Annotated in this window: 9 protein-coding genes and 2 pseudogenes; 5 read left to right on the top strand and 6 right to left on the bottom strand. The window is 65.3% G+C overall.

Annotated elements, in window-relative coordinates; all coding sequences use genetic code 11:
• Positions 1-53 precede the first annotated feature (53 nt).
• The 3 genes from C6P61_RS16570 to rsxB all read left to right on the top strand — a co-directional run bounded on the left by C6P61_RS16570 (position 54) and on the right by rsxB (position 3,709).
• Positions 54-1,250 (top strand): amino acid aminotransferase, encoded by a 1,197-nt coding sequence (locus C6P61_RS16570; RefSeq protein WP_105731021.1) that lies wholly within the window; start codon positions 54-56, stop codon positions 1,248-1,250.
• Between the two features lie 165 nt (positions 1,251-1,415).
• Positions 1,416-3,014, top strand: a complete 1,599-nt coding sequence (locus C6P61_RS16565) for a polyhydroxyalkanoate depolymerase (RefSeq protein ID WP_105731020.1) — start codon at positions 1,416-1,418, stop codon at positions 3,012-3,014.
• Between the two features lie 20 nt (positions 3,015-3,034).
• A complete protein-coding gene (gene rsxB / locus C6P61_RS16560) occupies positions 3,035-3,709 on the top strand; it encodes an electron transport complex subunit RsxB (protein ID WP_105731019.1) in 675 nt (224 codons plus the stop codon).
• 30 nt (positions 3,710-3,739) lie between these two features.
• On the opposite strand, the gene bioB is transcribed toward rsxB, so the two are convergent.
• From bioB to scpA, 6 genes and pseudogenes are all read right to left on the bottom strand, one after another.
• The gene (bioB, locus tag C6P61_RS16555) at positions 3,740-4,762 is read right to left on the bottom strand and encodes a biotin synthase BioB (RefSeq protein WP_105731018.1); all 1,023 of its coding nucleotides are present in this window, start codon (positions 4,760-4,762) and stop codon (positions 3,740-3,742) included.
• Positions 4,763-4,856: 94 nt separating this feature from the next.
• Positions 4,857-5,328 (bottom strand): annotated as a pseudogene (locus C6P61_RS16550) (VOC family protein).
• Positions 5,325-7,376, bottom strand: a complete 2,052-nt coding sequence (locus tag C6P61_RS16545; RefSeq protein WP_105731017.1) for an acetyl-CoA carboxylase biotin carboxylase subunit — start codon at positions 7,374-7,376, stop codon at positions 5,325-5,327. Before C6P61_RS16545 ends, C6P61_RS16550 begins: the two are co-directional and overlap by 4 nt.
• A 21-nt stretch (positions 7,377-7,397) precedes the next feature.
• Positions 7,398-8,930, bottom strand: coding sequence for an acyl-CoA carboxylase subunit beta (locus tag C6P61_RS16540; protein ID WP_105731016.1), 1,533 nt, complete (start codon positions 8,928-8,930; stop codon positions 7,398-7,400).
• A gap of 24 nt (positions 8,931-8,954) precedes the next feature.
• Positions 8,955-9,947, bottom strand: coding sequence for a methylmalonyl Co-A mutase-associated GTPase MeaB (gene meaB, locus C6P61_RS16535; RefSeq protein WP_105731015.1), 993 nt, complete (start codon positions 9,945-9,947; stop codon positions 8,955-8,957).
• A gap of 8 nt (positions 9,948-9,955) precedes the next feature.
• Entirely contained in the window at positions 9,956-12,103 is a 2,148-nt protein-coding gene (gene scpA, locus C6P61_RS16530; protein ID WP_105731014.1) for a methylmalonyl-CoA mutase, read from the bottom strand.
• Between the two features lie 109 nt (positions 12,104-12,212).
• Here scpA and C6P61_RS16525 point away from each other — a divergent pair, with 109 nt between their 5' ends.
• Complete coding sequence (locus C6P61_RS16525; RefSeq protein ID WP_105731051.1) at positions 12,213-12,860, top strand: GntR family transcriptional regulator; 648 nt, start codon at positions 12,213-12,215, stop codon at positions 12,858-12,860.
• 47 nt (positions 12,861-12,907) lie between these two features.
• Positions 12,908-13,059: pseudogene (locus C6P61_RS16520) on the top strand (IS5/IS1182 family transposase); the annotation flags it as partial.

The following is a 13,059-nucleotide window of genomic DNA, read 5'->3' as shown; positions in this document are numbered from 1 at the left end:
GCCTTGCTGCGCAGCGCATGACCGCTCCTTCCTTCACACACAGGTAACGACTCATGTCTCTGTTTTCCGCCGTCGAAATGGCCCCCCGCGACCCGATCCTGGGTCTGAACGAGCAGTACAACGCCGACACCAACCCCAACAAGGTCAACCTGGGCGTGGGCGTGTACTTCGACGACAACGGCAAGCTGCCGCTGCTGCAGTGCGTGCAGGCTGCCGAGAAGACCATGATGGAAAAGCCTGCTGCGCGCGGCTACCTGCCGATCGACGGCATCGCGGCCTATGACGCCGCCGTCAAGGGCCTGGTCTTCGGCGCCGACAGCGAGCCGGTCCAGAGCGGTCGCGTCGCCACCGTGCAGGCCATCGGCGGCACCGGCGGCCTGAAGGTCGGCGCCGACTTCCTCAAGAAGCTCAGCCCCGGCGCCAAGGTGCTGATCTCCGACCCGTCCTGGGAAAACCACCGCGCGCTGTTCAGCAACGCCGGCTTCGAAGTCGGCACCTATGCCTACTACGACGCCGACAAGCGCGGCATCAACTTCGACGGCATGCTGGCCAGCCTGAACGCGGCCGAGCCGGGCACCGTCATCGTGCTGCACGCCTGCTGCCACAACCCGACCGGCTACGACATCACGCCCGAGCAATGGGACCAGGTGATCGCCGTCATCAAGGCCAAGGGCCTGACGCCTTTCCTCGACATGGCCTACCAGGGCTTTGGCTACGGCATCGCCGAAGACGGCGCCGTGATCGGCAAGTTCGTCGCTTCGGGCCTGAACTTCTTCGTCTCGACCAGCTTCTCCAAGAGCTTCAGCCTGTACGGCGAGCGCGTCGGCGGCCTGTCGGTGCTGTGCCAGGACAAGGCTGAGGCCGACCGCGTGCTGTCCCAGCTCAAGATCGCGATCCGCACCAACTACTCCAACCCGCCGATCCACGGTGGCGCCGTGGTCGCTGCGGTGCTGAACAACCCCGAGCTGCGCGCGCTGTGGGAAAAGGAACTCGGCGAGATGCGCGTGCGCATCAAGGCCATGCGCCAGAAGCTGGTCGACGGCCTGAAAGCCGCCGGCGTGCAGCAGGACATGAGCTTCATCACGACCCAGATCGGCATGTTCAGCTACTCGGGCCTCTCCAAGGACCAGATGGTACGCCTGCGCAACGAGTTCGGTGTCTACGGTACCGACACCGGCCGCATGTGCGTGGCCGCGCTCAACAGCAAGAACATCGACTACGTCTGCCAGGCCATCGCCAAGGTGATGTAAGTTTGGCGCAATAAATGCTGTAAGCGATAAAAACGCCGCCTTAGTGCGGCGTTTTTTGTTATTCTAGGGAACTGTGCATATTGATGCTTAATGCATGAATCGGTTGCTGCAGTGCAGCATACGCTGCGATAATGCTGCAGTGCAACAACCTCTTGGAGTCCCGCCATGCTTTACCAGATCTACGAAACCCAGCGCTCACTGATCGAGCCTTTCTCCGACCTGGCCAAGGTGACGGCCAAGATGTTCACCAACCCGATGCTTCCGGTCGGCATGACGCCGCTGTCGCAGCGCATGGCGGCGGGCTTCGACCTGGTGCACCGCCTGGGCAAGGACTACGAGAAGCCTGAGTTCGGCATCCGTACCATCGACATCGACGGGGTCCAGATCGCGATCCAGGAACGCGTCGAGATGGGCAAGCCCTTCTGTGACCTGCTGCGCTTCAAGCGCTTCAGCGACGACCCCGAGACCCTGGGCCGCCTCAAGGGCCAGCCGGTGGTGCTGATCGTCGCGCCGCTGTCGGGCCACTACGCGACGCTGCTGCGCGAGACGGTGCGCACCATGCTGAAAGACCACAAGGTCTACATCACCGAGTGGAAGAACGCGCGCCTGGTGCCGCTGTCCGAAGGCGAGTTCCACCTCGACGACTACGTCAACTACCTGCAGGACTTCATCCGCTACCTGCAAGGCCGCTACGACAACTGCCATGTCATCAGCGTCTGCCAGCCGACCGTGCCGACGCTGGCTGCGGTGTCGCTGATGGCCAGCCGCGGCGAGAAGACTCCGCTGTCGATGACGATGATGGGCGGCCCGATCGATGCGCGCAAGTCGCCGACCGAGGTCAACAACCTCGCGGTGCATCGCCCGTTCGAGTGGTTCGAGAACAACGTGATCTACCGGGTGCCGAACAACTTCCCGGGCGCCGGTCGCCGGGTCTATCCGGGCTTCCTGCAGCACACCGGCTTCATCGCGATGAACCCGGACCGGCACGCCAACAGCCATTACGACTACTTCAATCACCTGATCAAGGGTGACAGCGACAGCGCCGAGGCGCACCGCCAGTTCTACAACGAGTACAACGCCGTGCTCGACATGGACGCGGACTACTACCTCGAAACCATCCAGACCGTGTTCCAGGACTTCAAGCTGGTCAACGGCACCTGGGAAGTGCGCAACGCGCAGGGCGAAAAGGAGCTGGTGCGCCCGCAGGATATCCGGCACACCGGCCTGCTGACGGTCGAAGGCGAGCTCGACGACATCTCGGGCAGCGGCCAGACCCACGCCGCGCATGGGCTGTGCACCGGCATCGAGAGCGAGGAGCAGCGCCACTTCGAGGTCAAGGGCGCAGGCCACTACGGCATCTTCAGCGGCAGCCGCTGGCGCAACCAGGTCTACCCGGTGGTGAAGAAGTTCATCCTCGAGCACCAGGCCGGCATGCCCAAAGCCGTAACGGCCGTGGCTGCCGAGCCCGCAGTGGTGGCTGCAGTCGCCGAACCGGCCGCAGCCGCGATCAGCATCGAAGCGCCAGCCCCGGTGGCCGCGGTGATCGAGCCCGCAGCCAGCCTGCCTGAATCGACTTCGCTCGAAGCACCGGCCAGCGTAGATGCGGCGGCAGTCGAAGCCGTGGCGCCGGAAGTGGTGGCTTCGGAAGCCGGCGCGACCGAGCCGGCCACAGTGCAAGCGCCGGCCGCTACTGCCGCAGAAAAACCCGCTGCCCAGCCGCGCGCCGGCTATCGCCGCAGCCCCGCCGTCGGCAAGAAACGGTAATTCGATTGAGCATTGAAGTCATGCCGGTGGCCAACGCCGAGAGCGAGCTGATCGCTCGCCTCGACGCGGCGCTGCCGCAGACCCAGTGCACGCGCTGCGGCTACCCCGATTGCATGTCCTACGCGCGAGCCATCGCGCAGGGGCAGGCCGACATCAACCAGTGTCCGCCCGGTGGCGCCGAAGGTGTGCTGCGGCTGGCGACGATCACGGGCCGGCCGGCCAAGCCGCTCGATCCCGAACATGGGCTGGAGTCGGTACGCACCCTGGCGATCATCGACGAGGACTGGTGCATAGGCTGCACGCTGTGCATCAAGGCCTGCCCGACCGATGCGATCGTGGGTGGCAACAAGCGCATGCACACGGTGATCGAGCCCTATTGCACCGGCTGCGAGCTCTGCCTTCCGGTCTGCCCGGTCGACTGCATCTCGCTGGTCAGCGCCAGCGGCGAAAAGACCGGATGGTCGGCCTGGTCGCCCGAACAGGCGGCTCAGGCGCGCTCGCGCTACCAATGGCATCAGCAGCGCCAGCAGCGCGACCTGACCGAGCATGAGGCGCGCCAGATGCTCAAGGCCCAGGACAAGCTGGAGCATCTGGCCGAGCATTCCAAGCTGACCGATCCGGCAGCGCTCGATCGCAAGCGCTCGATGATCGAGGCGGCGCTGGCCAGGGCCAAGGCGCGCCAGTCCGGCAACTGAAGCGAAAACTGCTGGCTGCTGGTCAATCTGTCATGCGGGCTGCTGAACCGCCGGACGTGTGCCCTGCGCGCGCAGCCCCAGGCGGTCGAACAGCGCGCGGTCGCGCTCGGCCTGCGGATTGGCGGTCGTCAGCAGCTGGTCGCCGTAGAAGATCGAGTTGGCGCCGGCGGCCAGGCACAGTGCCTGCAGCGCCTCGTCCATCTGCTCTCTACCGGCCGACAACCGCACCATGGTGGTCGGCATCGTGATGCGCGCCACCGCGATCGTGCGCACGAACTCGAACGGATCGATCGGCTCGGCGCCCTCCAGCGGCGTGCCGGGCACCGCGACCAGGTTGTTGATCGGCACCGACTCCGGATAGGGGTCGAGGTTGGCCAACTGCGCGATCAGGCCGGCGCGCTGCTCGCGCGTCTCGCCCAGGCCGACGATGCCGCCGCAGCAGACATTGATGCCGGCTTCGCGCACGTTGGACAGCGTGTCGAGCCGGTCCTGGTAGGTCCGGGTGCTGATGATCTGGCCGTAGAAATCGGGCGCACTGTCGAGGTTGTGGTTGTAGTAGTCGAGCCCCGCGTCCTTGAGCTGGCGCGCCTGGCCCGGGTCGAGCATGCCCAGCGTCATGCAGGTCTCCAGGCCGAGCGCACGCACGCCCTGCACCATGTCGGTGACCTTTTCCATGTCGCGCTCCTTGGGGCTGCGCCAAGCCGCGCCCATGCAAAAGCGCGTTGCGCCCTGCTGCTTGGCCGCGCGCGCGGCAGCCAGCACCTGCTCGAGCTGCATCAGCTTGTCGGCCTCGACCTCGGTGTCATGGTGTGCCGACTGCGGGCAGTAGCCGCAATCCTCCGAGCAGCCACCGGTCTTGATCGACAGCAGGGTCGAGAGCTGGACCTCGCTCGGATCGAAATGCTCGCGGTGCACCTGCTGGGCACGGAACAGCAGCTCCATGAAGGGCAGTTCGAACAGCGCCTCGATGGCGGCGACCGACCAGCGGCTTGAAGGAACACCCGCCTCGGGACGGCGGATGGCGGATACGGGGATGGAAGCAACCGTGTTCATGTCTCTCGGAAAAAACAAGGCGCGGCAGATACCAGCGGAATCTGCCGCGCCCTGATGCTGAAACCACGGGGATGCGCCAGCACCCCCGGCTGGATTATCCCAGCGCCGCGATCACATCGGCCGGCGCCTGTACCAGCTCGATCAGCACGCCCTCGCCCGCGATCGGAAACTCGTCGTTCGACTTCGGGTGCAGGAAGGTGATGTCGTAGCCGGCCGCGCCCTTGCGGATGCCGCCCGGCGCGAAGCGCACGCCATTCGCGCTCAGCCACTCGACCGCCTTCGGCAGGTCGTCGATCCACAGGCCGACATGGTTGAGCGGCGTGGCATGCACGGCCGGCTTTTTCTCGGGGTCGAGCGGCTGCATCAGGTCGACCTCGACCTTGAACGCACCCTTGCCCATCGCGCAGATGTCCTCGTCGACGTTCTCGCGCTCGGACTTGAACGTGCCCGGTGACTTCCAGGCCGAGCATATCGACCCAGAGTTTCTGCATGCGGGTCTTGTCGGGGCCGCCGATCGCGATCTGCTGGATGCCCAGCACCTTGAAAGGACGCTGGAGCGCGCTCATTTCTCGAACTCCACGATCGCCTGGTCAACCACCAGCGACTCGCCCTTGGCGGCCAGCACCTTGGCGACCACGCCATCGGCAGCGGCGAACAGCACGTTTTCCATCTTCATGGCTTCGATCACCGCGACGCGCTCGCCGGCCTGGACCTTCTGACCCGGCTTGACCGCGACCTCGACCAGCAGGCCGGGCATCGGCGACAGCACGAACTGGCTCAGGTCGGGCGCGGCCTTGTGCGGCATCTGGGCATAGAGCTCGGCCATGCGCGGCGACACCACCATGCACTCAAGCTTGGTGCCGTTGTGCTGCACCACCAGCGCCAGCGGGTTCTTGATCGAGCCGCGCTCGACCTGGGCCGTGAAGGGCTGGCCGTTGACCAGACCGGTGATCACGATCTCGTTGAGGCGCGAGGTCGAGCTGATCTGGTAGCGCTTGCCACCCACCTGCACGCTGGCCGAGCCGGTCTCGCCGGTGAACTCGTCGACATGAACCGCGGTGTGCTTGTGATGGCCTTCGATGTCGAGGCTGATGACGGTGTAGTCCTTGCCGACCTGCACGCCATAGCCCGGCAGCTGGCCCGACAGGCCCGAGGCGCGTTCACGCGACTTGCGACGCACGAAGGCGGCCAGCGCGACCAGGAAATCCTCGTCGTCATGCGGCACGTCCTCGGCGCGGAAGCCGCCCGCGTAATGCTGGGCGATGAAGCCGGTGTTGAAGTTGCCGGTCACGAAGTCCGGGTGCGCCAGCAGCGCGGCCTGGAACGGGATGTTGGAGTTGATGCCGCGAATCACGAAGCCGTTCAGGGCCTCGCGCATCTTGGCGATCGCCTCGTTGCGGTCCTTGCCGTGCACGATCAGCTTGGCGATCATCGAGTCGTAGAACATCGGGATCTCGCCGCCCTCGAACACGCCGGTATCGACGCGCACGCCCTGCAGCTGGCTGGTATCGGCCTGCCACATGGTCTGGGCCGGCGGCGTGAAGCGCACCAGGCGACCGGTCGACGGCAGGAAGTTGCGGAACGGGTCCTCGGCGTTGATGCGGCACTCGATCGCCCAGCCGTCACGCTTGACATCGGCCTGGGTGAAGGCCAGCTTCTCGCCGGCGGCCACGCGGATCATCTGCTCGACCAGGTCCAGGCCGGTGATGGCCTCGGTCACCGGGTGCTCGACCTGGAGCCGGGTGTTCATCTCGAGGAAGTAGAAGTCCTGGTCCTTGCCGACCACGAACTCGACCGTGCCGGCCGACTGGTATTGCACCGCCTTGGCCAACGCCACGGCCTGCTCGCCCATGGCCTTGCGGGTGGCGTCGGAGATGAAGGGGCTGGGCGCCTCCTCGATCACCTTCTGATGCCGGCGCTGGATCGAGCATTCGCGCTCGTTGAGGTAGACCACGTTGCCGTGGCTGTCGCCTAGCACCTGGATCTCGATGTGACGCGGCTGCTCGACGAACTTCTCGATGAAGATGCGGTCGTCGCCGAAGCTGTTGCGTGCCTCGTTCTGGCAGGCGGTGAAGCCCTCGAACGCTTCCTTGTCATTGAACGCGACGCGCAGGCCTTTGCCGCCGCCGCCGGCCGAAGCCTTGATCATGACCGGATAGCCGATGCCTTGGGCGATGCCGACCGCCGCCTCGGCGTTGGCGATCGGGTCGTTGTAGCCCGGAATCGTGTTGACCTGGGCCGCGTTGGCCAGCTTCTTGGAGGCGATCTTGTCGCCCATGGCGGCGATCGAATGCGCGCGCGGACCGATGAAGGCAATGCCCTCGTCCTGGCAACGCTGGGCAAAGGCCTCGTTCTCGGACAGGAAGCCGTAGCCCGGGTGGATCGCCTCGGCACCGGTGGCCTTGGCGGCTTCGATGATCTTGTCGGCGACCAGGTAGGACTCGCGCGAAGGCGCCGGGCCCAGCAGCACGGCCTCGTCGGCCAGGCGCACATGGCGCGCTTCCTTGTCGGCCTCGGAGTAGACCGCAACGGTCAGGATGCCCATCTTGCGGGCGGTGGCGATGACGCGGCAGGCAATTTCGCCGCGGTTGGCGATCAGGATCTTCTTGAACATGTGCTGTATCTCCTCAGGCGCTTAGAGCGGGATGTTGCCGTGCTTGCGCCACGGGTTTTCGATCTTCTTGTCCTTGAGCATGACCAGGCTGCGGCAGATGCGCTTGCGCGTCTCGTGCGGCAGGATCACGTCGTCGATGTAGCCGCGTTCGGCAGCGACGAAGGGGTTGGCAAAGCGGGTCTTGTACTCGGCTTCGCGCTCGGCCAGCTTGGCCGGGTCCTTCTTTTCCTCGCGGAAGATGATCTCGACGGCGCCCTTGGCGCCCATGACGGCGATCTCGGCATTCGGCCAGGCCAGGTTGACGTCGCCACGCAGGTGCTTGGAGCTCATCACGTCGTAGGCGCCGCCATAAGCCTTGCGCGTGATGACGGTGATCTTCGGCACCGTGCACTCGGCGTACGCATACAGCAGCTTGGCGCCATGCTTGATGATGCCGCCGTATTCCTGCGAGGTGCCGGGCATGAAGCCGGGCACGTCGACGAAGGTCACGACCGGAATGCTGAAGGCGTCGCAGAAACGCACGAAGCGCGCCGCCTTGATCGAGCTCTTGATGTCGAGGCAGCCGGCCAGCACCAGCGGCTGGTTGGCCACGATGCCGACCGTCTGGCCGTCCATGCGCGCGAAGCCGACGATGATGTTGGCGGCGTAATGGGGCTGGATCTCGAAGAAGTCGCCGTCGTCAACCGTCTTGACGATCAGCTCCTTCATGTCGTAGGCCTTGTTCGGATTGTCCGGCACCAGGGTGTCGAGGCTCAATTCCTTGCGGTCGATCGGGTCGCCGCTCGGGCGCAGCGGGGCCTTCTCGCGGTTATTCAGCGGCAGGTAGTTGTAGAGGCGACGCAGCATCAGCAGCGCCTCGACGTCGTTCTCGAACGCCAGGTCGGCCACGCCAGACTTGGTCGAGTGGGTCACGGCGCCACCGAGCTCCTCGGCGGTCACTTCCTCGTGCGTGACGGTCTTGACCACTTCGGGGCCGGTCACGAACATGTAGGAGCTGTCCTTGACCATGAAGATGAAGTCGGTCATGGCGGGCGAATAGACCGCGCCACCGGCCGACGGGCCCATGATCATCGAGATCTGCGGGATCACGCCCGAGGCCATCGCGTTGCGCTGGAACACCTCGGCATAGCCGCCGAGCGAGGCCACACCCTCCTGGATGCGGGCGCCACCCGAGTCGTTCAGGCCGATCACCGGCGCGCCGACCTTCATCGCCTGGTCCATCACCTTGCAGATCTTCTCGGCATGGGCCTCGGACAGCGCGCCGCCAAAGACCGTGAAGTCCTGGCTGAAGACGAAGACCAGGCGGCCGTTGATCATGCCGTAGCCGGTCACGACGCCGTCACCCGGGATCTTGTTGGCTTCCATGCCGAAGTCGGTGCAGCGGTGCTCGACAAACATGTCCCATTCCTCGAACGTACCCTCGTCGAGCAGGACTTCGAGGCGCTCGCGCGCGGTCAGCTTGCCCTTGGCGTGCTGGGCATCGATGCGCTTTTGCCCACCGCCGAGGCGGGCGGCCTCGCGTTTTTGCTCCAGTTGTTGCAGTATTTCTTGCATGGTGATGGTCTCCGGGGGGATGAATCAGTTGAACAGTTCGAGCAGCTGGCGCGCTGCCGTCGAGGCGGGCAGCTGGCCCTGCAGGACCTGCTCGGTGGTGTGGTCTAGTTGCGCCTTGACGGCGGGGTGGTCACGGAAGCGCTGGCGCAGCCCGGCTTCGATCCGTTCCCACATCCAGGACTGGGCCTGGCGCTGGCGCTTGGCGGCGAAGCGGCCGTTATCCGTCTGCAGTTGCCTGAAACGGCTGACCTGCTGCCAGAATTCGGCCACGCCCTGGCCTTGCAGGGCGCTGAGCTGGACCACGGTCGGCTGCCACTGGCGGTCGTCATGCGGGTCATGCTCGGGGTTGCCGTGGTGACCCAGCAGGCGCAGCGAGGACTGGATCTGGAGCTGGGCGCGCGTGGCGGCCAGCGGCTCGAGGTCGGCCTTGTTGATCACGACCAGGTCGGCCAGCTCCATCACGCCCTTCTTGATCGCCTGCAGCTCGTCGCCGGCATTGGGCAGCTGCAGCAGGCAGAAGATGTCGGTCATGCCGTGCACCGCGGTCTCGGACTGGCCGACACCGACGGTCTCGACGATCACGATGTCGTAGCCGGCGGCCTCGCAGACCAGCATCGCCTCGCGCGTCTTCTCGGCCACGCCGCCCAGCGTGCCGCTGCTCGGGCTGGGGCGGATATAGGCGCGTTCATGGACTGACAGCCGCTCCATGCGGGTCTTGTCGCCCAAGATGGAGCCGCCCGAGACGGTCGAGGACGGATCGATCGCCAGCACCGCGACGCGGTGCCCCTGCTCGATCAGATAGAGCCCGAGTGCCTCGATGAAGGTCGACTTGCCGACCCCGGGCACGCCGCTGATGCCGAGGCGCAGCGCGCGTCCGGTGTGCGGCAGCAGCGCGGTCAGCAATTCGTCGGCTTGCAGCCGGTGGTCGGCGCGGGTCGACTCGAGCAGCGTGATGGCCTTGGCCATGGCACGCCGCTGCACGGTCGGGTTACCCTCGGTGATGCCTGACAGCAGCATGGCGCAGATCAGGCGATGGCCTTCTTGATCTGTTCCAGCACGTCCTTGGCGCTGGCCGGGATCGGGGTGCCCGGGCCATAGACGCCCTTGACGCCAGCCTCGTACAGCATCTCGTAGTCCTGGCGCGGGATCACGCCGCCGACGAAGACGATGATGTCGTCGGCGCCCTGCTTCTTGAGCTCGGCGATGATGGCCGGCACCAGGGTCTTGTGGCCGGCGGCCAGGGTCGAGACACCGACCGCGTGCACGTCGTTCTCGATCGCCTGACGCGCGCATTCCTCGGGGGTCTGGAACAGCGGGCCGATGTCAACGTCGAAGCCGAGGTCGGCAAAGGCCGTCGCCACCACCTTGGCGCCGCGGTCATGGCCGTCCTGGCCCAACTTGGCGATCATCACGCGCGGGCGGCGGCCCTGCTCGGTGGCGAAAGCGGCAATCTCGTCCTTCAGCTTGTCCCAGCCCTCGGCCGAGTCGTAGGCGGCTGCATACACACCGGTCACCTTTTGCGTATCGGCGCGGTGGCGCCCGTAGACGGCCTCGAGCGCGTCGGAGACTTCGCCGACGGTCGCGCGCAGGCGGATCGCCTGGATCGCCAGATCGAGCAGGTTGCCCTGACCCGACTCGGCGGCGGCGGTCAGTGCCGCGAGCGCGGCGACCACGGCGGCGCTGTCGCGGCTGGCCTTGATAGCCTGCAGGCGGGCGATCTGGCCGTCACGCACCCGGACGTTGTCGACGTCAAGGGTGTCGATCGGGTCTTCCTTGGCCAACTTGTACTTGTTGACGCCGACGATCACGTCCTTGCCCGAATCGATGCGGGCCTGCTTCTCGGCCGCGGCGGCCTCGATCTTGAGCTTGGCCCAGCCCGAATCGACCGCCTTGGTCATGCCGCCCATGGCATCGACTTCCTCGATGATGGCCCAGGCCTTGTCGGCCATCTCTTGCGTCAGCGACTCCATCAGATAGGAGCCGGCCCACGGGTCCACCACATTGGTGATATGGGTCTCTTCCTGGATGATCAGCTGGGTGTTGCGCGCGATGCGCGAGCTGAACTCGGTCGGCAGCGCGATCGCCTCGTCGAGCGAGTTGGTGTGCAGCGATTGGGTGCCGCCGAACACGGCGGCCATGGCCTCGATCGTGGTGCGCACCACGTTGTTGTACGGGTCCTGCTCGGTCAGCGACCAGCCCGAGGTCTGGCTGTGCGTGCGCAGCATCAGGCTCTTGGGGTTCTTGGCGTCGAAACCCTTCATGATGCGGGCCCACAGCAGGCGGGCCGCACGCATCTTGGCGATCTCGAGGTAGAAGTTCATCCCGACCGCCCAGAAGAAGGACAGCCGGCCCGCGAACGCGTCGACATCCATGCCCTTGGCGATCGCGGTCTTGACATATTCCTTGCCGTCAGCCAGCGTGAACGCCATCTCGAGCACCTGGTTGGCGCCGGCTTCCTGCATGTGGTAGCCCGAGATCGAGATCGAGTTGAACTTGGGCATCTTCTGCGCCGTGTACTCGATGATGTCGCCAATGATCTTCATCGACGGCTCGGGCGGGTAGATGTAGGTGTTGCGGACCATGAACTCCTTCAGAATGTCGTTCTGAATCGTTCCGGCCAGTTGGTCCTGGCTGACGCCCTGCTCCTCGGCGGCCACCACATAGCCGGCCAGCACCGGCAGCACCGCGCCGTTCATGGTCATCGAGACCGACACCTTGTCGAGCGGAATGCCGTCGAACAGGATCTTCATGTCCTCGACCGAGTCGATCGCCACACCGGCCTTGCCGACGTCACCGGTCACGCGCGGATGGTCCGAGTCATAGCCGCGGTGCGTCGCCAGGTCGAACGCGACCGACACGCCCTGGCCGCCGGCGGCCAGCGCCTTGCGGTAGAAGGCGTTCGATTCCTCGGCGGTCGAGAAGCCCGCGTACTGGCGGATGGTCCAGGGGCGCACGGCGTACATCGTGGCCTGCGGGCCGCGGATGAAGGGCTCGAAACCGGGCAAGGTGTTGGTGAAGGGCAGCTCCTTCACATCCTCGGCGGTGTAGAGCGGCTTGACCGTGATACCGTCAGGCGTGAGCCAGTTCAGCTTGTCGAGCGAGCCGTCCTTGACGGACTTCTGAGCGGCTTTTTCCCAATCAGCCAGGGTGGCGGGTTTGAATTCGGACGACATAAAAAGGGGCACCTTAGTGAGCAAGACTGCCTCATTCTACGTCATTCATAATTATTGATGCAAAATTTTTGATCCAGTAGAATGGCGACCCTAGTAAGGAATGCAGACCATGGCCGCCCTCTCCCTGTCCCCCCGCGCACTGTATGTAGAAGTGGCCGAGCTGCTGCGCCAGCGCATCTACAACCGCGAGCTGGCGCCGGGCAGCTGGATCGATGAGCTGCGCATCGCCGAGGAACTCGGCATCAGCCGCACCCCGCTGCGCGAGGCGCTCAAGGTGCTGGCCGCCGAAGGCCTGGTCACGATGAAGGTCAGGCGCGGCGCCTACGTGACTGAAGTATCCGAACAAGACTTGCATGAGGTTTACGAGCTGCTGTCGCTGCTCGAATCCGATGCCGCCGCCGCCCTGTGCCGGCTGGCCGACGACGCCGACCTGGCCGAGCTCGCGGCCCTGCACAAGCAGCTGGAAAACGCTGCCCGACCCGGAACCGGCTCGCGCGACCAGTTCTTCGAGCTCAACGAGCAGTTCCACCGCCGCATGCTCGAACTGGCACAGAACCGCTGGCGGGTCCAGATCGTGGCTGACCTGCGCAAGGTCATGAAGCTCAACCGCCAGGGCTCGCTGTTCAAGGCCGGGCGGATCGAGCAATCACTGGCCGAACACCGCGCGATCATGGACGCGCTGCTGGCACGCGACGAGGTGCTCGCGGTGCGGCGCGTGCGCGAGCATTTCGCCTCGGGGCTGCAGGCGGCGGCCTGAAACCTTAGAGCGTGTTCAAAGTCTCCGTGCTGTGAGAAGCTCGGAGGGTGAGAAAAGGTTACCCAAGCGATATCAAGCGCGAGCAGTTCGAGGTCATTAGGCCATTGCTGGAGAGCGCGCGAAAGAAGACAGCTCCACGCAAAGTGGAGCTGTACGAGGTGTTCTGTGCGGTACTGTACCTGCTGCGTACGGGCTGCCA

Source organism: Malikia spinosa (assembly GCF_002980625.1).
Lineage (GTDB): Bacteria > Pseudomonadota > Gammaproteobacteria > Burkholderiales > Burkholderiaceae_C > Malikia > Malikia spinosa.
The sequence above is the reverse complement of the archived record's forward strand: the minus strand, read 5'-3'. Positions and strand labels throughout refer to the sequence as shown.